Raw genomic sequence first — 23,318 nt, 5'->3', positions numbered from 1 at the left:
ACGGACCGAACTTATATCAGGAACGGAAACGGATAGAACGATGGCAGATCAACCCATGAGCCCGACACGACAACTGACGGAAGAAATTGCTGGTTTGCGTCGATGGCTCGATGACGCTGCGTTGCCCCTGTGGTGGGATGTTGGCGCTGCAAAGCCGGATGGTGGCTTCCATGAGCGCGTGGGCCAGGATGCAAATCCTGTGCTGGGAGACAACCGCCGCTCGCGCGTCCAGCCTCGTCAGGCCTATTGCTATGCCGCAGCGGGCCAGAAAGGCTGGCAGGGCAACTGGCGTAAAGCCGTCGACCACGGTCTAAGCTGGTTCGACAAGACATATCGTCTTGAAAACGGTCTCTATGGCAATCTCGCAGATGCCTCCGGCAAGCTGATCGACCCGTCCTTCGATCTGTACAATCAGGCATTCGCCCTTTTTGCCGCAGCACAGACCGCTGCCGTCTTTCCCGAACGGAAGAACGACATGCGTGAGCGCGCGCTGCACATTCTTTCCGTTCTCCGGAATGCCTACAGGCATCCTGTGCAGGGTTTCGAGGAAGCCAATCCACCTCGCGAGCCGCTTTGCTCCAACCCGCACATGCATCTTTTCGAAGCGATGCTTGCCTGGGAGACCGTCGATCCCGAAGGGCCATGGAGAGAATTAGCCGACGAAATCGCAGATCTTGCGCTGACCAAATTCATTGATGGAAGCAATGGCGGCCTGCGCGAATTCTTCGACCATGACTGGAACCCGGCACCCGGCGAAAAAGGCCGGATCATGGAGCCCGGTCACCAGTTCGAATGGGCCTGGCTTCTCGTTCGCTGGGGCTTGCTGCGCAACAGTTTCGACGCGATCTCGAAAGCGAAGCGGCTTTTCCAAATCGGCGAAACGCACGGCATATGCCCGCGCCGCAAGGTGGCGGTGATGAGCCTGCTGGATGATTTCAGCATGCATGACCCGTTGGCCCGCCTGTGGCCCCAGACGGAATGGCTGAAAGCCTCGATCCGGCTTGCCACAGCGACGGAGGGTGAGGAGCGTTACACCTATCTCTCTTCCGCGCTGAACGCCATTCGCGCGCTTCAGCCTTTCCTCGACACGCCGATCAGAGGCCTGTGGTTCGACAAATGGCCTGCGGATGCGCCGATGATCGATGAACCGTCACCCGCCAGTACCTTCTATCACATCGTCTGCGCCATCTATGAAGCGGAAGATGCACTGAAGGCCATGACGAAGCCCGCGCTATAGTCGGCTAAAGCGTGAAGCTGGAGAGCCGCTCCTGAAGTTTGGCGATTGTCTGTGCATCCGCGTTGGCGAAAGCAAAACGTAGATAATCGCCCTGATCTTTGCCGAAATAAGTTCCCGGCAGGCAGACGACGCCTGCTTCCTTTGCCAGCCGCTCCGCAACGAGCGCGGAAGACACACCTGCAAAGGGATGCTTGACGAAGGCGAAGTAAGCGCCCACGGAAACGAGCTTCCATTGCGGCAACGCGGTCATGACGCTGCGCAGGGCATCGGCCCGCGCGGCAATCTCGCGCCGGTTATCATCTCTCCAGTCCACGAGAGCCGGAATGGCCTTGGCAACAGCCGCCTGCGGCGCACGCGCTGCGCAAATCTGGAGATTGTCCATGATCTTGGCGATCTGGGTGACGGTTTCCGCGCCCGCCGTGATCGCGCCCAGACGATGGCCCGGAATGCAGAAGGACTTCGAGAAGCTGTAGAGCATGATGAGATTGCTCTCCCAGCCCTCCACACCCATCAATTCGTGCGGACGGCGGTTTTCCAGCGGAAGAAAATCCCGGTAGGTCTCGTCCAGTATCAGCCATGCATCATAGCGCTGGCACAGCGCGAAAATGTCGGAGAGCAGGGCCGACGGATAGACGGAACCTGTCGGATTATTTGGCGTGACGAGAGCGAGAGCCTTGACCCCGCTCTTCAGCGCAGCTTCCACCGCTTCCACCTTCGGAAGAAAGGCATCGGCAGGGTCGCAGTCGATCAGAACGCGGCGTATGCCCAGCATTTCGAGCGTCGTGTCCTGATTGAAATAGAACGGGTTGGTCAGCGCCACCGCGTCCCCCGCACCTGCTACGGCCATCGCGGCGCACATGAAGGCCTGGTTACAGCCGGATGTGATGTGGATGTTCTCAGACGCCAACTTTGCGCCGTAAAGTTCGGCCTCATGTGCTGCATAAACCGAACGCAGCTCCGCCTCGCCTTCTATCGGGCCGTAGCCCGTATAGGCGGTCGAGGCTGCGGCTTGAGAGAGCCAGTGCATAATATCCGCATGCGGAGCATAGCCGGGGACAGCCTGCGAAAGATCGATCAGAGGCCCGCGCCCTCCTCCTCCATAAGCACGCGCCCAGGCAAAAACGGAGGGCACCGGGGGAGCAAGAAGATCCGCAACGAGCGGATTGAATTGGGCAGGCATGGTCTTTCCTTGAACATCGAATTTAAGCGTTCACGCAGCGCGGCGACAATCCATGATCGCGTTGCGGGAGGCAAGCGGTTTTGACGATGCGCGAGGACGAATGAAATACCAGCATGGAATAATGCGCTACGAAGAGCCGCCAGTTTGAAATGAAACTTCGATTTTCATCCACAACGGTACAATACAAATTCCCTAGACAATCTTGACGAAATCATGGCAACGCGCGAAACTTTACACATCGTTAAGTTTGGTGACTGGAGGAATGAAAATGGTTGCTGGTTTCAACATGCTTTCCTTCGATCTCTTCGGCTTGGGCCGTAGGGCACAGGAAGAGAAACTGAAGCGCGAGACTGTTTCCAAGCGGGAGCAGACCACGAAGGACGATGCAGAACAGCGCGACCGCGATCAGGAACACGACCTGTTCTTTTGGTCGCTCTATCCGGTGATTTAGCCGCCTCAAGGCTCAGATTTGGTCAAGTTCCTCGCGATGTTGATACATTGCGAGGAAGCGCTTGTAATCGCGCTCATAAATTTTCGCGCGTTCCACGTTCGGTGCCAGCTCTTCAAAGCCCGGATACATGGCCGTGCCCGCTTCAACGAGGCTTTTATGGACATGCCCCGCTGACGCAGCATTCATCGCCGTGCCAAGCAGAACTGCATCGCTGGTTCTCGGCACGACGACCCGTCTGCCGGTGACATCGGCGTAAAGCTCCATCAGCAACGGATTGTGAATGTGGCCTCCCGCCACATGAAGCGTGCTGGTTTCATAGCCAAATCCCTCCATCGCCTCCAGAACATGCCGCGTGCTGAGCGCGATGGAAACGGCTGTTCGCCAATAGAGCGCGCAGAGGCTATCGAATGAGGTGTCGAGCGTCAGCCCGCTGATGACACCCCGGGCATGCGGATCGGCGAGCGGCGATCTGTTGCCGTGGAAATCCGGCAGAACATGAAGCCGGCTGGCGAAGGCCTCGCCCTCCGTTTCGCGCAGCGCCTGTACGCGTTTGACGATCCGGCCATGCAAGGCCGCATCGGGCTCCCCTCCCGCCGGATGCATCCGCACGATATGGTCGAGCAGCGCACCCGTGGCCGACTGCCCGCCTTCGACCAGCCAATGGCCGGAAAGCACTGCCTGCCAGTACGGCCCCCAAAGGCTGTGGCCCTGCATCTGCTGCGGTGTCAGCACCACGAGGCAGCTGGAGGTCCCGGCAATCAGCGCCACATTGCGCCCAACGTCGGCACTGAGGCTTCCTCCAAGTGCGCCAAGCGCGCCCGCATAGGCATCGATCATGCCAGCTGCCACCTGACATCCGGTATCGAGCCCAAGCTCTTGCGCAGCTTTTTCAGACAGGGGGGCGATGGCTTTGCCCGGTTCGACGGTCACATCCGGCAGCGAGCCCTGCTGCAAGAGGTCGCTGATCCCGGCCAGTTCAAGATAATCCCGTCGCCAGCCCTGCTGTTCATGCGCCAGAAAATTCCATTTAGCCGTGAGTGTGCAGTTGGAACGCGCCGTGCTGCCGGTCGCCTTCCAAGTGAGGAAATCCGCCAGATCGAAGAAATGGCCCGATCTCGCCCAGCTTTGCGGCAGATGCTTCTTCAGCCACATCAGCTTCGGCATCTGCATTTCCGGTGAAATCGATCCGCCTGCGAAATCCAGAACAGGATGCCCGGATGCCGTCAGGAAATCGGCCTCCGCAATGCCGCGATGATCCAGCCAGACAATCGTATCGAACCGATCTTCCCCGCTGGTCGATACCGAGACCTGCTCACCGGATTTTCCTCGAGCCACCAACGAACATGTCGCATCGAAGCCGATGGCAGCCACGCTTTGCGCCGGGATTGCAGCCTGCGCCAAGGCTCCGCGCACGGAGAGGCACACCGCGTTCCAGATATCCTCGGAATCATGTTCGGCATGATTTTCTCTGGGCCGGTGCATGATGATGGGATGCGTCGTGCGGGAAAGCATAATGCCGTTACGGTCGAACACGCCAGCACGCGCGCTGCCTGTTCCGACATCGACCGCAACGAGATATTGACGCATTAAGCTAGTTTCCCATCCCTCATTTGCGAGACCGCGGGGATGAGACGGTTCCGTTTCATCGCTTGCACGTTAGCCCGCCTCTAACCCAAAGCCATCGCGGCCTTTTCGGTTGCCGACAAGTTGGACCAAATCCGGCATGGCGTCAAACACCAGATCGGGCTCCAGAGCGGCAATCTGCTCTCGAAATGCGGGAAAGCGTGCGTGAGAGCCCCCTGTAAAAGCGAAAACGCACATACCGGCAGCTTTTGCCGCCAGAATGCCCGCCGGGCTGTCTTCGATGACGATGCAATTGGCGGGTTCTACACCCATCCGGCTTGCCGCATGGAGGAACAGATCGGGCGCGGGCTTGCCGTTCTTGACCATGGTCGCGCTGAAAATATGCGGCTCGAACTTTTCCAGCAGCCCGGTCAGTCCCAGCGAATAACGAATGCGCTCCGGCTGACTTGAGGACGCGACGCAACGCGGCATTTCGAGACGATCCAGCGTTTCCGCCATGCCTTCGATTGCCTTCAGTTCCAGCCGAAACCGCTCGAACAGGGCGCTGCGCATATGATCGAGAAAATCGATATCGGTTTCGATACCGTATTCCTCCCAAAGCGTTGCCGTCATGCTGGCGATACTGCGGCCAAGGAAGCGCTGATAGGCTTCCTCCTCGGTCATTTCCACGCCCTGATGGGCGAGCATATCGATGAGGACGGCGACTGAAACCGGCTCGCTATCGACGAGAACACCGTCGCAGTCGAAGATCAGCAGGGGGCCGGTTTCGCTTGGCATAAGATCAGCTTTCGATGAGTTTATTATCCAGATAGAGTTGCAGCGTATTAGCGGTGCCTTGGCTCCACAGCGTCTTTAGAGCATGGGCGAAGCGCTTGCGGAAGAGGTCGGAATTCGCAACCTCGCCGAATATATCGGACAAGGCCAGAAACGCCATCGGATCGTCCTTCGCCTTGATCGCCGCGGCCTGCAAGCGCTCGGCACTGGCATCGTTGAAAACGATCTCCTTCCCGCTGTCCGACGTGCCGTAGAAATAGCGGCACCACAGGGCCGATACTAGCGAGAGGCCAACGATATCATCGCCCTTCGCCAGACGATCCGCCGTCGATGGCAGGATGAATTTCGGCTGGCGGTTCGAGCCATCCTGCGCCAGACGCGGAATGGTGTCGCCGATCTTGGGGTTTAGGAAGCGGCGCTCGATCAGGTCGAAATATTCGTTGAGATTGGTATCCGGCACAGGCGGAATGATCGGGATGATCTCTTCCTTCTCCAGCTTCGCAAGGAAGGTGCGGATCAGCGGATGCTCCATCGCCTCATGCACGAAATGGATATCGAGCAGCGCTGCCGGATAGGCAATCGCCGCATGGCCACCGTTCAGGATGCGGATTTTCATATGCTCATAAGGCGCAACATCTGGCACGAACTGCACGCCGACCTTTTCCAGCGCCGGGCGACCAGCGGGGAACTTATCCTCCATCACCCACTGCTTGAACTCTTCGCAGAAGACCGGCCAATTGTCCTCGATGCCGAAATCATCGCGTGCGATGCTTTTTTCACGATCACCCGTTGCGGGCGTAATCCGGTCCACCATGGAATTGGGGAAGGACACGTTCTCACCAATCCAGTTGGCGAAAGCCGGATCGGAGAGCGCCGCGAGACCAACTACCGCGTTTTTGGTGACCTTGCCATTATGCGGAATATTATCGCAGGACATGACCGTGAAGGGCTGCAAGCCCTTGTCGCGGCGGGCGCGCAAACCCGCGACGATCAGGCCGAAAACCGTTTTCGGTGACGCCGGATTTTTGCCATCCTCGGCAATGGCAGGATGCTGCGGGTTGAACGAGCCGGATGCATCGATGAAATATCCGCCCTCCGTGATCGTCATCGAGACGATGCGGATTTTTGGATCGGACAGGGCGTCGATGATGGCCTTGGTATCGCCAACCGGCAGAATATCGATCATCGGGCCGGTCACGCGAGCGCCGGTACGATTATTGTCCTGCTCCACCACCGTCGTCAGAAAATCCTGATCGGCAAGTTTTTCACGCATCACGGCGTCCGAAGGCAGGACGCCCGCACCGATGATGGCCCAGTCATGATCCGCCCCGGTGTTGAAGAGATCATCGAGATAGATCGCCTGATGCGCGCGGTGAAAGTTGCCGACGCCGAAATGGACGATGCCAGCGGACAGATCGTCCCGCGAATAGGACGGAACTGCTGCCGTCGCCTTGGCTTGAGCCAGCGTTGCAAGGGATAGTTTGCACGTCATGAGACAATCCTCGAATAATTTCCAACCGAACCGGGCGCCGGGAATTGCGCCCAGGGTTCATTCCGTATCGGCTCACTGCCGAAGGCTTTATGGCCGGAGCGCTGCTCTCAGATGGCGAGGCCCTTATTGTCGAACTTGTGGACCTTGCTCTCATCCGGTGTGATGTAGACGGTGTCGCCGTGCTGACAGGCGAACTCGCCACCCGCACGCGCGGTGATCATGCCGATTTCCTCGACATCGATATGCAGGAAGGTGTCGGAGCCGAGATGTTCCGCAACCGATACCTTGCCCTTCCACAGCCCGCTTTCCTTGGAAAGCACTAGATGTTCCGGGCGCACGCCCACCGTATCGGCATGTTTGCCGAAAGCATAAGCACCCTTGACGAAATTCATGCGCGGCGAACCGATGAAGCCTGCAACGAAGAGATTGGCCGGGTTGCGATAAAGATCGAGCGGGGAGCCGACCTGCTCGATATTGCCTCGGTTCAGCACTACGATCTTGTCGGCCATGGTCATGGCCTCCACCTGATCGTGGGTCACGTAGATCATGGTGGTCTTGAGCTGATTGTGAAGATCGCTGATCTCAAGTCGCATCGTACCGCGAAGGGCAGCATCGAGGTTCGACAAAGGCTCATCGAACAGGAAGGCGGAGGGTTCGCGCACGATGGCGCGACCGATGGCAACGCGCTGGCGCTGGCCGCCGGAAAGCTGCGACGGGCGGCGGTCCAGATAATCCGTCAGATTGAGGATGGCCGCAGCATCATTGACCTTCTTGTCGATGGCGGATTTCTCCATCTTTGCCATCTTCAGTGGAAAGCCGATATTGTTGCGCACGCTCATATGCGGATAAAGCGCATAGGACTGGAACACCATGGCAAGTCCGCGTTCGGCGGGTGCTCTTTCGGTCACGTCCTTGCCATCGATGACGATCTGGCCGCCGCTGACATCTTCGAGACCTGCAATGAGGCGCAGCAGCGTGGACTTGCCGCAGCCCGACGGGCCGACGAAGACGACGAACTCGCCATCCTCGATATCGAGATTGATGGAGGGAATGACCTTGGCGTCACCGAAAACCTTGGAAACGTTTTTAAGCGAAATGCTGCCCATTGTTGTTTTCCTTATTTCACCGCGCCAAAGGTCAGGCCGCGAACGAGTTGTTTCTGACTGAACCAGCCAAGCACGAGGATCGGAGCAATCGCCATCATCGAGGCTGCGGAAAGCTTTGCCCAGAACAGGCCCTGCGGCGACGAGAAGGAGGCGATGAAGGCCGTCAGCGGTGCTGCATTGGTGGTGGTGAGACGAATGGTCCAGAAGGATTCGTTCCATGCCAGAATGATGTTGAGAAGAAGCGTGGACGCTATGCCGGGAACAGCCATCGGCGTCAGAACGTAAATGATCTCGTTCCATAGCGACGCCCCGTCCATGCGGGCCGCTTCCAGAATTTCACCCGGAATTTCACGAAAATACGTGTAGAGCATCCACACCACGATCGGCAGGTTGATCATGGTCAGCATGATGATAAGGCCGATGCGCGTATCGAGCAGCCCTGCATTGCGGAACATCAGATAGATGGGCACCAGCACGGCAACTGCAGGCATCATCTTGGTGGAAAGCATCCACATCAGAATGTCCTTGGTGCGCTTGGTCGGCGAAAACGCCATGGCCCAGGCTGCCGGAATTGCGATTATGAGTGCCAGGATCGTGGAGCCGACCGAAAGGACCACCGAGTTCATGAAGGGCTTGAAGTAATCGCGCTGCGTATTGACCGTGATGTAGTTTTCCAGCGTGCCCGATGGCCAGAGGCTGAAGCCCGCAATGGCTTCCGGCTCCGTCTTGATGGAGGTGAGGAAGGCATAGAGGATCGGGAAGAAAAGGATGAGCGCAACCACCCATGCGGCGATGGAAAAGCCGATCTTTGAGCGGGTAGAGACTTTACGAGCCATGATACGTCTCCTTAGCGATCGAGGTTCTTGCCGACGGCGCGCATCAGGAAGATGGCGACGATGTTGGCGAGTACGATGGCGATGATGCCGCCAGCCGATGCGCCACCCACGTCATAGCCAAGAAGCGCGGTGCGGTAGATCAGGAACGGCAGGTTGGTCGAGGCATAGCCCGGTCCGCCATTCGTCGTGACGAGAATTTCCGCATAGACACCCAGAAGGAAGATGGTCTGGATGAGAATGACGACCGTGATCGCCCGCGCAAGGTGCGGCAGCGTCAGATAGATGAAGCGGTTGAAGAAATTCGCGCCATCCATCTCCGCTGCTTCCTTCTGCTCTCCGTCCAGAGACTGAAGGGCGGTCAGAATGATCAGCGTTGCAAAGGGCAGCCACTGCCACGCCACGATGATGACGATGGACAGAAGCGGAAACGTCGAGAACCAGTCGATGGGTTGAAAACCGAAGAACCTGTTCAGGTCCGCAAGCACGCCGTATCCGGGGTGCATGATCATGTTCTTCCAGATCAACGCAGCGACTGGTGGCATGACGAAGAAAGGCGAGATCACCAGAATGCGCACGATGCCCTGACCGAAGATCGGCTGGTCCAAGAGAAGCGCAATGGCGGTGCCGCCGATGATGGTGATGAGCAAAACACCGCCGACGATGACGAGCGTATTCCAGATGGACTGGAAAAAGGCCGGATCGGTGTAGAAGAATTTGTAGTTGAACAGGCCAGCAAAGCTGACATTGGCCGGGTTCAGAAGATTGTAGTTCTGGAAGGAGAACCACAGCGTCATCGCCAACGGCACGATCATCCAGATCAGAAGCAGGAAGACGGAGGGCGCCATCATCACGCGCGCCAGATTTCTGGTATTTTGCGTCGCCATAAGCTGCCCTCCCAATGTCGCGCGCGGTTGAACCCGCAGGCGGTGTCGTTCTTCTTTTATTGGTGACTGTCTGTCCAAGTGGCCGCCGCCCGGCGGATTGCCGGACGACGGTCTTCGGGAGGATTACTTGATGTAACCGGCGCGCGTCATTTCACGCGTTGCGGTGGACTGGGCGCCTGCAAGCGCATCGTCAACCGAGGACTGGCCTGCAACGACCGCCGAGAAAAGCTGACCGACGGTGGTGCCGAGCGACTGGAACTCAGGGATCGCCACGAACTGACCACCCGTGTAAGGCACGGGCTTGACAGTCGGCTTGGTGATGTCGGCTGCGTTCATTGCCGCGAGCGTCGTCTTGGCGAATGGCGCTGCCTTCTCGTAGTCCGCGTTCTTGTAGAGCGAGGTGCGCGTGCCCGGAGGAACGTTTGCCCAGCCTTCCTTGGAAGCGACGAGTGCGGAATAGTCCTTGCTGGTTGCCCAGGAAATGAACTTTTCAGCCGCATCGGCCTTTTTCGAGCTCTTCGGAATGGCAAGGTTCCAAGACCACAGCCAGTTGCCATGGTTCTTCAGTTCGCCATGCGTCGGGAACAGCGCGTAGCCAACCTTGTCCGCAACGGTCGAATCCTTGGGGTTGGACACGAAGGACGCAGCAACGGTCGCATCGATCCACATGCCGCACTTGCCCTGCTGGAACAGCGTCAGGTTTTCGTTGAAGCCGTTGGAAGCTGCACCGGACGGACCGGCATCCTTCATCAGATCCACGTAGAACTGGAGGGAGCTTTTCCATTCCGGCTGATCGAACTGCGGCTTCCAGTTTTCATCGAACCAGCGACCGCCAAACGAGTTGTTCAGCGCGGTGATGAAGGCCATGTTCTCGCCCCAGCCCGCCTTGCCGCGCAGGCAGATGCCGTTGACGTCAGCCTTGCGGTCGGTGATCTTGCGGGCCGCATCGCCGATGAATTCCCATGTCGGGTTTTCCGGCATCTTCAGACCGGCTTTTTCAAACAGGTCCTTGCGGTACATGATCATGGCGGATTCACCGTAGAACGGTGCCGCATAGAGTTTGCCGTCAACCGTCAAACCGCCCTTGATGGACGGCAGCATGTCGTTAACGTCATAATTGTCGCCGAGCTTTTCCAGTGGCAGCAGCCAGCCCTGTTTTGCCCAGATCGGAACTTCGTAGTTGCCGATGGTCATGATGTCGTACTGGCCGCCATTGGTGGCAATATCCGTCGTTACGCGTTCGCGCAGGACGTTTTCTTCCAGCGTGACCCATTCCACCTGAATGTCCGGGTTCTTGTCGGTAAATTCCTTCGTCAGGCCCTGCATGCGGATCATGTCACCGTTGTTGACGGTGGCGATGGTCAGCGTTTCTGCGGAAGCGAGGCCCGAAAAGGCGAGAGCCGAGCACGCGCCCAGCAGAAGTGTCTTCAATGTCATGATCTTCCTCCCAGAAGAAAATTATGAGCATTCGCTTTGCTCGAGGGCAATTACTCACTTTTGGGCATCAAAAGTCAAGCATCATCCTGCGCTGCGATGCACAAGTAATAGCTAAAATACTGATTTTATTTGCAAATTATTGCTCAATTGGCGAGCAAATACTCGGCGGAGTTCTCATCCGTGATGATGCCATTCAGCAACCCACCTCGCAGCGCAGCAAGGATTGCGGGTGATTTTCGCTTGCCTTGGGCAATGCCGATCACTGTGCACGTTTCTCGTGACGGCACCGGCACGGAGGCCACCCGATCATTGATTGGATTGTTCATGATCCTGCCGTCGCCATCATAGAACCAGCCGCAGATTTCTCCGGCAGCCCCCTCAGCGATCAGGCGCTTCATCTCATCCACGGCAATGAAGCCATCGAGGCAAAGCGGTGCGTTTTCGCCCAATTCGCCGACGCCGACGAAGGTAACGTTCGCCGCCGCCCCAAGTGCCAGGTTGGAGCGGACAAGGGACTGCTCATGCAGCAATTCCCGCTCTTCCGCCGAAGGGCAGAGCACCGGCAGCGGCATGGGAAAATGCCGGGCCTTGATGGCATCCGCCATGGAAAAGATGACGTTGTAATAGGCCGCCGAACCATCCGGCCCGATATTGCCGGTCAAGGAGACGATGCGGTGCTGCGGACATTCCATTGGTGGCAACTGATCGACAGCCGCCCTCAGCGTTCGCCCCGTGCCGATTGCAAGTACGATGGGCTCTGGCGTGCGGAGCCATCGCTCAATTTCCGCAGCACCCGCTTCGGCGATACCGACCGTCGAAGAAACGCCAGCGGGATCGCTCGGCACCACTTCGACATGCTTGAGAGAAAAACGCTGCCGCAGCGCCTGCGCTTTTTCCAGACACGCGGCAATGGGGTGATCGAGCCGAACCTTGATCAGGCGCTCGGCGACTGCCAGCGAGACAAGCCTTTGTGCCGATTGGCGGGAAATTCCCATGGCCGCGGCAATCTCATCCTGTGTGCGGCCCGCAACGTAATAGAGCCAGCCAGCTCTCGCCGCATCGTCTAACCGCCCACCGCTATCGGATCGCCTGGCCATGCACCTGCCTTTACGTTAATTCCCGTAAGTGCTGACATTTTTTGCGATAAAATGTCAACGTAACCCGTTTCTATCGTCTCGAGCGCGGATCGAGCGCCTCGCGCAGGCCATCCCCCAGCAGATTGAATCCGAGCACCGCAAGCGCAATCGAAAACCCTGGCAGGATGGCAAGCCAGGGGGCAGTTGCGAGATAGGTCTGCGATTCCCACAACATCCTTCCCCATGTGGGTGCGGGCGGCGGCATTCCAAGGCCCAGAAAGCTCAATCCCGCTTCGGTGAGAATCGCGAGGCCAAGCTGGATGCTGATCTGGACGATGACCAGATGGGCGATGTTGGGCAGGACATGCGAGAGCGTGATGCCCGCTTTGCTTCTGCCGATGCTTTCCGCAGCGGCCACGAAATCGCGCGCCCAGATCTGTCGCGCAGCACCACAGGTCAGCCGCGCGAAAACCGGCACCATGAAAGTGCCGATGGCGACGATTGCGGTGAAGCGGCCCGAGCCGATGAACGCACCGAGCATCATGGCCGAAAGGATCGGCGGCAATGCAAAGACGATATCGCAGAGCCGCATGATCAGGCTTTCAAAAACGCCTCTTTGCGCCGCAGCCACCACGCCCAGCAAAGTTCCGATGGACGCGCCTATCGCAACGGCAACAATCGACGTCGAAAGCGAATTCCACGCCCCGACCATCAACATGGACAGGACATCGCGACCGAAGTGATCCGTGCCGAGAAGCCCTTGCGTCAAAGGCGGTTTAAGCTTTGCCAGTATCTGAATTTTCGTCGGCGACACCGGGGTCCAGACAAGGGACAGGAGCGCTATTGCAAACAGTGTTCCCGTAACGACTGCGCCTGCAGTGAGCGGGATTCTGCGCTTGATCGAAGGGCTCATCGCGTTTCGCCCCGCAAACGAGGATCGATGACGAGATAGGCGAGATCGACAAGGAAGTTCATGACGATGACGAGCGCGCAGGAGAACAGCACGACCGCCTGCATCACCACGATATCCCGCTGGGTCAGCGCCTGATAAGCCAGCCTGCCAAGCCCCGGCAGATTGAAAACATTTTCAACCAGTACTGCCCCGGCAATGAGGAAGGTAAACTGCAGGCCAATCATGGTAATGACCGGGATCAGCGCATTGGGAAGAACATGTTTCCAAAGAACGGCCGCATCGCTGATACCCTTTGCCCGCACCGTCCGCACGAAATCCTCGTTCAGCACCTCCAGCACGGCTGCGCGGCAGACACGCGTGAGCACGCCTGCCTGCCCAAGCGAAAGCGCGAGAGCCGGAAGCACGAGCGACTTCAGCGACAACCAGAAACCAGCCTGCCACCCCGGAAAACCACCAGCGGGCATCCAGCCGAGCGTGGTGGAAAACAGGATGATCAGCAGCAGCCCAACCCAGAAACCGGGCACCGCAATGCTGGCGTGAGAAAAGAGACTCGATAACATATCGAAAGTACCACCGCGTCTATGAGCGGAAAGCACGCCGAGCGGAACGGCGATCACAATCGAAAGCGTAACCGCTATCAGCGCAAGCGGCAATGTTACGGCCAGCCGTTCGAGGATAAGACCGACGACGGGCACGCCATACGTATAGGACTGGCCCATATTTCCGATGGCCAAGCCGCCCAGCCAGCTGAAATACCGCAGCAGCAGCGGCTGATCTAGGCCCATCTGTTTTTGCAGCGCCACCAGCGTATCCGGGCTCGCAGACGTGCCAAGCATGATCGCCGCCGGATCACCCGGCAGAAGACCCATGACGAAGAAGATGAGGAAGGATACGACCAGAAGTGTGAGGAAGAGGCCGATGAGGCGTTTTAGGATGAGGGGGATCATTGCCTATATGGCCCCCCGCCATGCGCAGGATACGCATCGCCATCCCTACTTTCCCTCATTCCTGTGCTTGTCACAGGAATCCAGCCAGTCCAAGTCCTTGGGCTGAAAAAAGTCATCCCGGCGCGCAGACGCGCTCCGACTGGATTCCTGTGACAAGCACAGGAATGAGGTGGTGGAAGAGCGAGATATCGGCGACCCACGCGTCTAGTCTTCCCAGTGAACATCCGTCAGAACATTGGAAGGAATGGGCTCGTTCTGCCACAGACCCTGCAACTTCTTGTCCCAAACACCAAGTTTCGGCATGACGAAGAGGAATAGCGCAGGGGCGTCCTCGGCCAGAATTTTCTGCGCATCGCCATAAAGCTTATCCTGCACGACTGGATCGGATGTCAGTTCCACGTTACGGACGATCTCGTTGAAAGTCGGGTTCTTATAGTTGAAATAGTAGGGATCACGCGCATAGATGTCGATGTCCATCGGCTCTGCATGCGCCACGATGGTCATATCGTAATCCGCGCCCTTCAGCACATCGGACACCCATTTCGCCGGAAATTCGGTCGTTTCGATATTCATGGTGACGCCGATCTCGGCGAACATGGCCTGAAGGATTTGCGATGTGCGCTGGGCATAGGCCATCTGCGGCGCCTTCATGGTGAAGGTGAAACCGTTGGGATAGCCCGCTTCACTGAGCAGCGCTTTTGCCTTTTCGGCATCGTAAGGCAACACGCCGGTCGTATCGATATAACCGCGATCATTTGGGGTGTAATGGCTGCCGATGGGCGTGCCGAAACCGGACCATGCGCCTTCAATGACCATGGACCGATCTACGGCCATCATCAGAGCCCGGCGCACGCGCTTGTCATTAAAGGGCTTGCGGGCATTGTTCATACCCGCCACCACCTTCAGTTCCGTGTTGCCGATGAAGGTGCCGAGACGGGCATCGCCATCGAAGGAGCCCATCAGTTCCGGTGCGCCAAACTCTGCAAATGCATCCACATCCCCCGCCTTCAGGGCAGCGGCCTGTGCCTGCGGGTCGGTGATGAAGCGGAAGGTGGCTTTTTCCAGAGCGACGTCGATGTCTTTGTTCCAGTAGTCTGGATTGCGCGCCAGTTCGACCTTGTCGCCCTTGGCCCAATTGACGAATTTGAACGGACCGGTGCCGATGGGCGTCGTCTTGTTATTCTCGGCGGACTTCGGGGCAACGATAACGGAAGCAGGCCAGCCCAGCCAATAGAGCAGACTGCCGGCAGGCTGCTTCAGCTTCAGCACAAGCGTATTCGCGTCAGGTGTCTCGATAGTATCGATGGCAGAGAAGAAGCGCTTCTGCGGATTGACGGAATTTTCTCCGCGCGCCCGATCCAGGGAAAATTTGGCAACGGATGAATCGAATGCCTCCCCATCATGAAAGGTCACGCCCTGCCTGAGATGGAAGGTATAGGTTTTTCCATCCTCCGAAACATCCCAGCGACTGGCAAGTTGCGGCTGGATTTTACCGTCCCTGTCAATGGTGACGAGGCCTTCGAAAATATTCTGCCATGTCACCTGCCCGATGAAGACCGGAGCGGAGATGGTTGGGTCCAGCCCCGCCGGTTCGCCGCCCATACCGAGAATGATGCTGGTTTTCTGCGCAGCTAAGACAGGAGCGGACCCAAGCGAAAACACGAGTGCCGCACCAAGCAAAACCCGGCGTGTAAAGCTCCAAGACCTCGAAATCGAATAAGCTGCCATCCCTGTCCCCTGTGATGCGGCGCCACTGAATGGCCAGAACCGCGTGTGCGCGAAGAAGTTCCGACGGTGAAAACATTATGTGTTCACCGTGTTGCAAAAAGCGCTACACGAAACAGCGTGGAAGAATCAAGCCGCTATTTTTGGCCATCCGTCTTCATCACCTCTTGCACGAAGGAAATGAAGGTGGATGCTGCAAAGGAAAGATCGCGATCCGGCGCGGTGCAGAGCTGGATTTCGGTGCGCACGCCCTTCGTGCCCGCAAGCGGCACCGCCACCATCTGCCCGGCCCGGATGTCGCGCGATACCGAGAGCGACGGCAGAAGCGTAATCGCCGCTTTATCCAGCACCAGTTCCCGCAAAAGCTCCAGCGAGCTGATGGTGAAGACCGGGTCGAGTGCGACTTTGGCAGAGGCAAAAATCTCGTCAAAAGCCTGCCGTGCAGCGAAGCCTTTTTCGGGAAGCGCCAAAGGATAGGCTGCGATTTCCTTGAGAGTAACGCTTTTCGCACTCGCTAAGGGATGGTCGGCAGGCAGGATGACATCATAGACGATGTCCTTGCGCGCGCGGATTTCCACCTCCGAAACTTTGGGGCCGAAAAGCATCAGCGCCACATCGGCTTCAGCCGAGTTGAGGGCATCGATGGCCTGCCGCGCGCTGGTAATCTGCACATTGAAACGCAGCCTGGGATATTTGATGCTGAAGCCTGACAGCACGGGTGCCAGCAGGTTTACCGCCGCGCCATTGGCGAATATGGTGACCTCGCCCCGCTCCAGCCCCTTCAGGTCGTCCATCAGCTGTTGCACGAGATTCAGCTCGCGCAACGTCTTACCCGCGCGGGCCGCCAAAAGCCCCCCCGCCGCCGTCAGCTTCACGCCGCGGCTGGAACGTTCCACCAGCTGCGTGCCGAAATGCTCTTCCAGATTTTCGATCTGGCGGCTGATGGCCGTTGGCGCGACACCGAGATTCTCCGCCGCTGCACGCATGGAATTGGTGCGGACGAGTTCATCGAAATACATCAATGCGCGCAGGTGCATGTTTCGTCCTTCTCTCAGCCCGCTTCTCGGAGGAGTCGTAGACCACACCTACTCCACTGCCGTCATCCTCGGGTCAAGCCCACTGCTGTCCGGTTTAAATTTCTGGACAAGGCGCATGACATTGATTCTACTCGGTTTCAGACGTTTCGCGGCGATCTGGACACGAACAGGAGATCAACGTCATGCGCCACCAGAATAGCGTTTTTCATCAAATACAGAAGCATGTTCCCTGGCAGGTCTTCGAAGGGCTTGTGGATAAGTACAAGGGCGATCACAGGGTTCGGCGGTTTTCGATGAAGGACCAGTTGCTGGCGCTTCTGTTTGCCCAGCTTTCCGGCGCGCAAAGCCTGCGCGAGATCGAGGCAGGGCTGTCGAGCCACCGCAACCAGCTTTATCATCTGGGTGCCCACGGCGTGGCGCGCTCCACCCTTGCCGATGCCAATGCCACAAGGCCTGCGGGCGTCTTTGCCGATCTGTTCTCCCATATGGCGGCTGCCGCCAGCCGAAGAACCCGTCGCCATATCCGCGATGCGGTGCGCCTGCTCGACGCCACCCGCGTCGCCCTCTCCTCCATGAGCGATGGCTGGGCCGATATGGTCAGCGGGCGCAGAGCCGCCAAGCTGCATGTCGCCTACGATCCGAATGGCGACATCACCATGGCGATGACCATGACAGGCCAGAGAACCAACGACATCGTGCCCGCAAAGGCCATGCCGATCGAACCCGGCATGACCTATGTCTTTGATCTGGCTTACTATGATTTCGCGTGGTGGGCAGCGCTGGACCGGGCAGGCTGCCGCTTCGTCACACGGCTGAAGACCAACACGCATCTTCAGGCCGCCACCGAACAGCCTCCAAGCGAGAGCGATCACATCCTGTGCGACAGGATCGGGCTGTTGGCACAACGCATGGCGCGCTCGAGACGCAATCCCTTTTCCGAACCGTTGCGCGAGATCGCGGTGCGGATCGACACGGGCAGGACCATCCGGCTCGTCACCAACGATCTGGATGCGCCAGCCGAAGAGATTGCCGAGCTTTACAAACAGCGCTGGCAGATCGAACTGTTCTTTAAATGGGTCAAGCAGAACCTCAGGATACGCCATTTCTTCGGAGCATCCGAAAACGCCGTGCGCATCCAGACCTATGTCGCCCTCATCGCCTATCTTGTGCTGCGCATGGCGCAGGCCTGCCAGAGCGCCATCACGCAACCGCTCACCTTCACCCGCCTCGTACGCCTCAACCTCATGCACAAAAGGCGATCCGACCAACTCCTTAAACCACCCACACAACCGTCCAAATCCCCAAACCAGATGGTGCTGATGTGGGACTGAAATTTAAACCGGACAGTAGTGGGTCAAGCCCGAGGATGACGGCAGTGGGTTGGGCAAAGTCAAAGCCATCAATCAATCGCGGCGAAAACCTTCGCTCGCCACCATCAACTGCCGCGTATAATCCGCCCCGAAATCCCGCGTTTCCAGCGCCTTCACATCCAGCGTCTCGACGATCTTCCCGCTCTTCATCACGGCCAGACGGTCGCACATATGGCTGATGACGCCGAGATCGTGGCTGACCATGAGGAAGGTGAGGCCGCGATCCTTACGGGCCTGCTCGAGCAGATTGAGAATTTCCGCCTGAATGGAGGCATCGAGCGCCGAGGTCGGCTCGTCCAGAAGCAGGATTTTCGGCTCAAGGATCAAGGCGCGCGCAATGGCGATGCGCTGGCGTTGACCGCCGGAGAGCTGGTGGGAGTAACGAAAGCGGAAGCCGGAGCCCAAACCCACCTCATCCAGAGCGCGGGTGATGCGCCCTTCCCTGTCATCCAGACCGTGGATGACCAGCGGCTCCAGAAGCAGCGAATCCACCGTCTGGCGCGGGTGAAGCGATCCATAGGGGTCCTGAAACACCATCTGCACATCGCGGTAGAAGGACTTGTCGCGGAATTTGCGGTCGTAAGTCCGTCCCTCCACCATGAGGGAGCCTTCATCGAAATGGTTGAGGCCTGCAATGGCTCTCAAAAGCGTAGATTTGCCGGAACCGGATTCACCGACGAGGCCGAAAGATTCACCCTTGGCGACTTCGATGCTGACGCGGTCCAGCGCCAGATAGCCTTCGAAATCCACGACCATATCGCGGGCGGAAAGAACAGTCGTCATAGGCGCCACTCCGCCTTACGCTCGAGAACCGGCAGCGGATGCCTGTCCTCACCGATTTTCGGCAGGCAGTTCAACAGCCCCTTCGTATAGGGATGCTGGGCATTCTGGAGGTTGGCCGATGGCAGCTCCTCCACCACTTTGCCTGCATACATGACGATGACGCGGTCGCAGAAAGAGGAAACGAGACGCAGATCATGCGAGATGAAGATGAGCCCCATGCCGCGATCCCGCACCAGTCTGTCGAGAATATCAAGCACCTCCAGCTGCACGGTCACATCAAGCGCCGATGTCGGTTCGTCGGCAATCAGAAGCTCGGGGCCACAGACCAGCATCATGGCAATCATGACGCGCTGGCCCATGCCGCCGGAGACTTCATGCGGATAAAGGTTGAAGACGCGTTCGGGATCGCGGATCTGCACCGCCTCCAGCATGTCGAGCGCGCGCTTCTTCGCCTCGGTCGAGCCGACACGCTCATGAGTCTTCAGCGTTTCCACGATCTGGCGACCGATGGTCATGACCGGGTTGAGGGAATATTTCGGGTCCTGCAAGATCATGGCAATGCGCTTGCCGCGAATGGCGCGGCGTTGCTTTGCCGAGGCTTTGAGAAGATCGATATCGCCGAAGCGCAGCGCATCCGCCTCGATCTTCGCGTGTCCCGGCGTCAGCCCCATGATGGCGCGGCCGGTCTGCGATTTGCCAGAGCCGGATTCACCGACGATGCCGAGCCGCTCCTTACCGAGCGAGAAGGAAACGCCGCGCACCGCTTCTACAAGCCCGGTGCGGGTGGGAAAGCTGACGCGCAGATTATCGACCGTCAAAAGAGGTGTCGTCACTGGCCAGCCTCCTTCGGATCGAGCGCATCGCGAAGGCCATCGCCCAGCAGATTGAAGCCGAGGCTGACGATGAGAATGGCGACGCCCGGCATGGCGGCCACCCACCATTGATCGAGAATGAAACGGCGACCGGAGGCAATCATCGCACCCCACTCCGGCAACGGCGGCTGTGCGCCGAGGCCGAGAAAGCCGAGACCGGCGGCTGTGAGAATGATGCCCGCCATATCCAGCGTCACGCGCACGATGAGCGACGAGAGGCAGAGCGGCATGACGTGTTTCAGCACGATGCGCCACGGCGAAGCGCCCATGAGCTTCACCGCCGCGATGAAATCGGAATTGCGGAAGGTCATGGTTTCGGCGCGCGCGATGCGGGCATAAGGCGGCCATGAGGTGATGGCGATGGCAAGCACTGCATTCTCGATGCCCGGCCCGAGCGCTGCCACCAGCGCCAGCGCCAGAACCAGCTTCGGGAAGGCAAGGAAAATATCGGTAATGCGCATCAGCACCGCATCGATCCAGCCACCGGCATAGCCAGAAACCGTGCCGACGATGAGCCCGATGGGTGCTGCGATGATGGCCACCAGCACGACCACGAAGAGAGTGAGGCGCGAACCGTGGATGAGGCGCGAGAGAATATCGCGGCCCTGATCATCGGTGCCGAGCCAATACCCTTCGCTTCCGGGCGGCAGCAGGCGGGCGTTGCGCAAATCGCCCTGAACGGCGGAATGCGGGGCAAGCACATCGGCAAAGATCGCGACCAGAATGAGCGCCAGAATGATGCCGAGACCGGCAAGCGCCAGCCGGTTTTCGGAAAAGCGCCGCCAGATGACATAGGCACGCCCGAGCCGCGCCTGCTTGCGCGAGGTCGGCCGGTCGGACAGCAGCCATTCGCGACTATAGGGTTTGAGGATGGAAACTGTATCGGTCATCGGCTGCGCGTCCTTGGATCGAGCGTCCGGTAGAGCAGATCGGACAGGAGATTGATGCCGATGAAGACGGCGCCAATGACAATGGTGCCACCGAGAACGGCATTCATATCCGCATTCTGCAGGGAATTGGTGATGTAGAGGCCAAGCCCCGGCCAGGAGAAGATCGTCTCCGTTAGGACAGAACCTTCGAGAAGCCCGGCATAGGACAGCACGATTACGGTCAAGAGCGGCACGGCGGCATTGCGCAACGCGTGGAACCAGATGATGCGCGGTTCCGACAGGCCTTTCGCCCGCGCCGCCACGACATATTCCTGCGCCAGCTCATTGAGCATGAAGGAGCGCGTCATGCGGCTGATATAGGCGAGCGAAAAATAGCCGAGAAGCCCGGCGGGCAGGATGATGTGACGGAACAGGTCCCACAGCACATCCCATTGCCGCTGCCACAAGGCATCCAGCAGATAAAAGCCGGTAACCGGCGTGAAGGTGAATTCATAGACGATATCGATGCGACCGGGATAGGCGACCCAGTTCAGCTTGGCGTAAAACACCAGAAGCGCCAGAAGGCCCAGCCAGAAGATCGGCACCGAGTAACCGACGAGACCGATGACGCGCACGATCTGGTCGACAATGCTGCCGCGCTTGACGGCGGCGAGCACGCCGAGAGGAATACCAAAGATCGCGCCGATCAGGGTGCCGAGTGTGGCAAGCTCGATGGTTGCCGGGAAGACGCGTTTAATATCCTGCATCACCGGATTGGTGGTCAGTACCGAAGTGCCGAACTCACCGGAAAGCGCCTGCTTCAGATAGATAAAAAACTGCTGCCACAGCGGCAGGTTAAGGCCCAGCTCCTCCCGCACGCGCTCCACCACATGGGCAGGCGCGCGGTCGCCGACGATGGCAAGCGCGGGATCGATTGGGATGACGCGACCGATGAAGAAGGTTACCGCCAGCAGACCCAGAAAGGTCGTGACGACGGTAACGATGAAGCCGAGAACGGCCATAAGGCGCTTGTTGGCGCGGCTCTTGCCGCGCCTTGGCCTTTGCGATGTTTCAACAATGCTCAAGGGACCAATCCTGCCGGATCATTCCTTGGAGATGTTGTAAACATAGTTGGTGTCGAAGCTCGGACCGAGCTTCAGGCCCTTGAGCTTTGCCGAATAACCGGCAACTTCCGTCTGCTGGAAGATGACGACGAACGGCCCGGTTTCCAGAACCTTCTTCTGAAGGTCCTCATAGATCTTCGCGCGCTTGGCGCTGTCCTTTTCCAGAAGCGCTGATTGCGTTTCCTTCGTCAGCTCCGGCACATCCCAGGCATTGCGCCATGCAAGCGTCTTGTTCTTGCCTTCGTCGGAATTGTCGTAGTTGATCGTGAAGGTCTCTGCATTGGAGTTCGGGTCGAAATAGTCCGAGCCCCACTGGCCGATATAGATGTCATGCGTGCGCGCACGGTATTTGGTGAGCGTCTGCTTGCCATCACCCGGAATGATCTGGAGCTTGATGCCAGCCTGCGCCAGCGTCTGCTGAACGCTTTCGGCAATGCCCGTTACCGGCTGCGTGTTGCGCACATCCATGGTTACGGTGAAGCCGTCCTTCAGACCGGCCTTGGCCAGCAATTCTTTGGCCTTGGCAACATCCAGCTTGTAGGGGTTGTCGTTAAGCGCACCGAGCTGGCCCTTGGGCAGGAAGGTCTGGTGAATCTCGCCAATGCCTTTGATGAGCGTCGCGCCGATGGCGTCGTAATCGACAAGGTATTTGAAGGCTTCGACGACTTCCGGCTTCTTCAGGTTCTCGTTCTTCTGGTTGAGGCTGAAGTAATAAACGGTGCCCTTGGGAGCGGAGGTAACTGCGAGACCTTCCTTCTTGGAAACGGCCTCCATGTCGCCGGGCTCCAGGTTGCGCGCCACATCGATATCGCCATTTTCAAGCGCCAGACGCTGGCCGGAGCTTTCCTTCATGTGGCGATAGACAACGCGCTTCAGCTTCGGCTTTTCGCCATAGTAATTCGGATTGGCTTCCATGATGACGGCTTCGTTGGCCTTCCAGCCAAGGATTTTGTAGGGGCCAGAACCGGCATAACCGGTCTTCAGGAACTCGTTGCCGAAGTCGCTGTCATATTTATAATCGGCATTCGGCGTAACGGCCTTCGCCTTTTCCATCACGAGCTTCTTGTCCACGACCGATGCGACGGTTGCGGTCAAAACGTTCAGCACGAAGCTTGGCGCATAGGGCTTGTCGACGGTCAGTACGAAGGTATTGGCGTCTGCGGCCTTCGCCTTCTCAGTAACATTGTCGCCCTTGAGACCGAACTGGGTAAGCAGGAAGGCAGGGGATTTGTCGAGCTTGACGGCGCGTTCGAAGGAGAAGGCCACGTCTTCCGCCGTGACCGGATTGCCGGAAGCGAATTTGAGGTTTGGCTTCAGTTTGAACGTATAGGTCAGACCGTCTTCCGATGTCGTCCAGCTTTCGGCCAGATCGCCGACGACCTTGGACGTATCGCTGAGATCGATGTTTACCAGCTTGCTGTATGTATTACCGGTAACTTCTGCGGCGGAAAGCTCGAATGCCTCGCCGGGATCGAGCGTGATAATGTCATCGATGGCAAAGCCTTCGACCAGCGTATCGGCGGGCGTCGCCGCAAAAGCCTGCGGTGCGGAAAGTGCGATCAGGGACAGCGCAGCGCTTGTGGCAAGGATGCGGGCCATTTTATTGAGCGATTTGGTCATT

The 23,318-nt window shown here is 58.3% G+C and carries 21 protein-coding genes; 3 read left to right on the top strand and 18 right to left on the bottom strand.

Features of this window, described 5'->3' with window-relative positions:
• Positions 1–40: 40 nt before the first annotated feature.
• Positions 41–1,237, top strand: a complete 1,197-nt coding sequence (locus CFBP5473_RS19580) for an AGE family epimerase/isomerase (protein ID WP_037171368.1) — start codon at positions 41–43, stop codon at positions 1,235–1,237.
• Positions 1,238–1,241: 4 nt separating this feature from the next.
• Here CFBP5473_RS19580 and CFBP5473_RS19575 read toward each other — a convergent pair whose 3' ends face one another.
• Positions 1,242–2,417: an aminotransferase gene (locus CFBP5473_RS19575; protein ID WP_027676330.1), complete on the bottom strand. Its 1,176-nt coding sequence runs from the start codon at positions 2,415–2,417 to the stop codon at positions 1,242–1,244.
• 268 nt (positions 2,418–2,685) lie between these two features.
• Here CFBP5473_RS19575 and CFBP5473_RS19570 point away from each other — a divergent pair, with 268 nt between their 5' ends.
• The gene (locus CFBP5473_RS19570) at positions 2,686–2,868 is read left to right on the top strand and encodes a hypothetical protein (protein WP_234881858.1); all 183 of its coding nucleotides are present in this window, start codon (positions 2,686–2,688) and stop codon (positions 2,866–2,868) included.
• Between the two features lie 12 nt (positions 2,869–2,880).
• Here CFBP5473_RS19570 and CFBP5473_RS19565 read toward each other — a convergent pair whose 3' ends face one another.
• From CFBP5473_RS19565 to CFBP5473_RS19505, 12 genes are all read right to left on the bottom strand, one after another.
• Complete coding sequence (locus CFBP5473_RS19565) at positions 2,881–4,455, bottom strand: FGGY-family carbohydrate kinase (RefSeq protein WP_027676328.1); 1,575 nt, start codon at positions 4,453–4,455, stop codon at positions 2,881–2,883.
• A gap of 69 nt (positions 4,456–4,524) precedes the next feature.
• Positions 4,525–5,229 carry an HAD family hydrolase gene (locus CFBP5473_RS19560; protein ID WP_027676327.1) on the bottom strand — a complete coding sequence of 235 codons (705 nt, stop codon included), beginning with the start codon at positions 5,227–5,229 and terminating at the stop codon, positions 4,525–4,527.
• Between the two features lie 4 nt (positions 5,230–5,233).
• On the bottom strand, positions 5,234–6,718 hold the full coding sequence (locus CFBP5473_RS19555) for a mannitol dehydrogenase family protein (protein ID WP_027676326.1): 1,485 nt from the start codon (positions 6,716–6,718) through the stop codon (positions 5,234–5,236).
• 107 nt (positions 6,719–6,825) lie between these two features.
• Complete coding sequence (locus CFBP5473_RS19550) at positions 6,826–7,824, bottom strand: ABC transporter ATP-binding protein (RefSeq protein ID WP_027676325.1); 999 nt, start codon at positions 7,822–7,824, stop codon at positions 6,826–6,828.
• An 11-nt stretch (positions 7,825–7,835) separates the two neighbouring features.
• Entirely contained in the window at positions 7,836–8,660 is an 825-nt protein-coding gene (locus tag CFBP5473_RS19545) for a carbohydrate ABC transporter permease (RefSeq protein WP_027676324.1), read from the bottom strand.
• A gap of 11 nt (positions 8,661–8,671) precedes the next feature.
• Positions 8,672–9,544: a carbohydrate ABC transporter permease gene (locus tag CFBP5473_RS19540; protein WP_027676323.1), complete on the bottom strand. Its 873-nt coding sequence runs from the start codon at positions 9,542–9,544 to the stop codon at positions 8,672–8,674.
• A gap of 123 nt (positions 9,545–9,667) precedes the next feature.
• A complete protein-coding gene (locus tag CFBP5473_RS19535; RefSeq protein ID WP_027676322.1) occupies positions 9,668–10,981 on the bottom strand; it encodes an ABC transporter substrate-binding protein in 1,314 nt (437 codons plus the stop codon).
• A 143-nt stretch (positions 10,982–11,124) separates the two neighbouring features.
• Positions 11,125–12,078, bottom strand: coding sequence for a sugar-binding transcriptional regulator (locus CFBP5473_RS19530; RefSeq protein ID WP_027676321.1), 954 nt, complete (start codon positions 12,076–12,078; stop codon positions 11,125–11,127).
• A gap of 70 nt (positions 12,079–12,148) precedes the next feature.
• Positions 12,149–12,970, bottom strand: a complete 822-nt coding sequence (locus CFBP5473_RS19525; RefSeq protein WP_027676320.1) for an ABC transporter permease — start codon at positions 12,968–12,970, stop codon at positions 12,149–12,151.
• Positions 12,967–13,917 (bottom strand): ABC transporter permease, encoded by a 951-nt coding sequence (locus tag CFBP5473_RS19520; protein ID WP_027676319.1) that lies wholly within the window; start codon positions 13,915–13,917, stop codon positions 12,967–12,969. The genes CFBP5473_RS19525 and CFBP5473_RS19520 overlap by 4 nt, the downstream gene beginning before the upstream one ends.
• A 204-nt stretch (positions 13,918–14,121) precedes the next feature.
• The gene (locus CFBP5473_RS19510; protein ID WP_027676318.1) at positions 14,122–15,645 is read right to left on the bottom strand and encodes an ABC transporter substrate-binding protein; all 1,524 of its coding nucleotides are present in this window, start codon (positions 15,643–15,645) and stop codon (positions 14,122–14,124) included.
• Between the two features lie 134 nt (positions 15,646–15,779).
• Positions 15,780–16,679 carry a LysR family transcriptional regulator gene (locus CFBP5473_RS19505; RefSeq protein ID WP_027676317.1) on the bottom strand — a complete coding sequence of 300 codons (900 nt, stop codon included), beginning with the start codon at positions 16,677–16,679 and terminating at the stop codon, positions 15,780–15,782.
• Positions 16,680–16,861: 182 nt separating this feature from the next.
• Between CFBP5473_RS19505 and CFBP5473_RS19500 the strand changes: the two genes are divergently transcribed.
• A complete protein-coding gene (locus CFBP5473_RS19500; RefSeq protein ID WP_136954345.1) occupies positions 16,862–18,010 on the top strand; it encodes an IS4 family transposase in 1,149 nt (382 codons plus the stop codon).
• A gap of 72 nt (positions 18,011–18,082) precedes the next feature.
• Here the strand turns inward: CFBP5473_RS19500 and CFBP5473_RS19495 are convergent, their stop codons facing one another.
• From CFBP5473_RS19495 to CFBP5473_RS19475, 5 genes are read right to left on the bottom strand one after another with little or no spacing between them, the layout of a single operon-like run.
• Complete coding sequence (locus tag CFBP5473_RS19495) at positions 18,083–18,832, bottom strand: ABC transporter ATP-binding protein (protein ID WP_027674659.1); 750 nt, start codon at positions 18,830–18,832, stop codon at positions 18,083–18,085.
• Positions 18,829–19,665 carry an ABC transporter ATP-binding protein gene (locus CFBP5473_RS19490; RefSeq protein WP_027674660.1) on the bottom strand — a complete coding sequence of 279 codons (837 nt, stop codon included), beginning with the start codon at positions 19,663–19,665 and terminating at the stop codon, positions 18,829–18,831. Before CFBP5473_RS19490 ends, CFBP5473_RS19495 begins: the two co-directional genes overlap by 4 nt.
• Positions 19,662–20,594: a nickel transporter permease gene (gene nikC, locus CFBP5473_RS19485; RefSeq protein WP_051441213.1), complete on the bottom strand. Its 933-nt coding sequence runs from the start codon at positions 20,592–20,594 to the stop codon at positions 19,662–19,664. The genes CFBP5473_RS19490 and nikC overlap by 4 nt, the downstream gene beginning before the upstream one ends.
• Positions 20,591–21,658, bottom strand: a complete 1,068-nt coding sequence (locus CFBP5473_RS19480) for an ABC transporter permease (RefSeq protein ID WP_027674662.1) — start codon at positions 21,656–21,658, stop codon at positions 20,591–20,593. Before CFBP5473_RS19480 ends, nikC begins: the two co-directional genes overlap by 4 nt.
• 18 nt (positions 21,659–21,676) lie before the next feature.
• Positions 21,677–23,317 carry an ABC transporter substrate-binding protein gene (locus CFBP5473_RS19475; protein ID WP_027674663.1) on the bottom strand — a complete coding sequence of 547 codons (1,641 nt, stop codon included), beginning with the start codon at positions 23,315–23,317 and terminating at the stop codon, positions 21,677–21,679.
• Position 23,318 lies beyond the last annotated feature (1 nt).

This window comes from Agrobacterium larrymoorei, assembly GCF_005145045.1.
Taxonomy (GTDB): Bacteria; Pseudomonadota; Alphaproteobacteria; order Rhizobiales; family Rhizobiaceae; genus Agrobacterium; species Agrobacterium larrymoorei.
This window is presented reverse-complemented; position numbering and strand designations above follow the sequence as displayed.

What these genes read in the sequence shown, in the direction of transcription:
- CFBP5473_RS19535 (WP_027676322.1), bottom strand. Translation starts at nt 10,981, where the DNA reads ATGACATTGAAGACACTTCTGCTGGGCGCGTGCTCGGCTCTCGCCTTT.
- CFBP5473_RS19555 (WP_027676326.1), bottom strand. Translation starts at nt 6,718, where the DNA reads ATGACGTGCAAACTATCCCTTGCAACGCTGGCTCAAGCCAAGGCGACG.
- CFBP5473_RS19525 (WP_027676320.1), bottom strand. Translation starts at nt 12,970, where the DNA reads ATGAGCCCTTCGATCAAGCGCAGAATCCCGCTCACTGCAGGCGCAGTC.
- CFBP5473_RS19570 (WP_234881858.1), top strand. Translation starts at nt 2,686, where the DNA reads ATGGTTGCTGGTTTCAACATGCTTTCCTTCGATCTCTTCGGCTTGGGC.
- CFBP5473_RS19565 (WP_027676328.1), bottom strand. Translation starts at nt 4,455, where the DNA reads ATGCGTCAATATCTCGTTGCGGTCGATGTCGGAACAGGCAGCGCGCGT.
- CFBP5473_RS19510 (WP_027676318.1), bottom strand. Translation starts at nt 15,645, where the DNA reads ATGGCAGCTTATTCGATTTCGAGGTCTTGGAGCTTTACACGCCGGGTT.
- CFBP5473_RS19475 (WP_027674663.1), bottom strand. Translation starts at nt 23,317, where the DNA reads ATGACCAAATCGCTCAATAAAATGGCCCGCATCCTTGCCACAAGCGCT.
- CFBP5473_RS19500 (WP_136954345.1), top strand. Translation starts at nt 16,862, where the DNA reads ATGCGCCACCAGAATAGCGTTTTTCATCAAATACAGAAGCATGTTCCC.
- CFBP5473_RS19540 (WP_027676323.1), bottom strand. Translation starts at nt 9,544, where the DNA reads ATGGCGACGCAAAATACCAGAAATCTGGCGCGCGTGATGATGGCGCCC.
- CFBP5473_RS19550 (WP_027676325.1), bottom strand. Translation starts at nt 7,824, where the DNA reads ATGGGCAGCATTTCGCTTAAAAACGTTTCCAAGGTTTTCGGTGACGCC.
- CFBP5473_RS19530 (WP_027676321.1), bottom strand. Translation starts at nt 12,078, where the DNA reads ATGGCCAGGCGATCCGATAGCGGTGGGCGGTTAGACGATGCGGCGAGA.
- CFBP5473_RS19520 (WP_027676319.1), bottom strand. Translation starts at nt 13,917, where the DNA reads ATGATCCCCCTCATCCTAAAACGCCTCATCGGCCTCTTCCTCACACTT.
- CFBP5473_RS19495 (WP_027674659.1), bottom strand. Translation starts at nt 18,832, where the DNA reads ATGACGACTGTTCTTTCCGCCCGCGATATGGTCGTGGATTTCGAAGGC.
- CFBP5473_RS19560 (WP_027676327.1), bottom strand. Translation starts at nt 5,229, where the DNA reads ATGCCAAGCGAAACCGGCCCCCTGCTGATCTTCGACTGCGACGGTGTT.
- CFBP5473_RS19575 (WP_027676330.1), bottom strand. Translation starts at nt 2,417, where the DNA reads ATGCCTGCCCAATTCAATCCGCTCGTTGCGGATCTTCTTGCTCCCCCG.
- CFBP5473_RS19545 (WP_027676324.1), bottom strand. Translation starts at nt 8,660, where the DNA reads ATGGCTCGTAAAGTCTCTACCCGCTCAAAGATCGGCTTTTCCATCGCC.
- CFBP5473_RS19505 (WP_027676317.1), bottom strand. Translation starts at nt 16,679, where the DNA reads ATGCACCTGCGCGCATTGATGTATTTCGATGAACTCGTCCGCACCAAT.
- CFBP5473_RS19580 (WP_037171368.1), top strand. Translation starts at nt 41, where the DNA reads ATGGCAGATCAACCCATGAGCCCGACACGACAACTGACGGAAGAAATT.
- nikC (WP_051441213.1), bottom strand. Translation starts at nt 20,594, where the DNA reads ATGACCGATACAGTTTCCATCCTCAAACCCTATAGTCGCGAATGGCTG.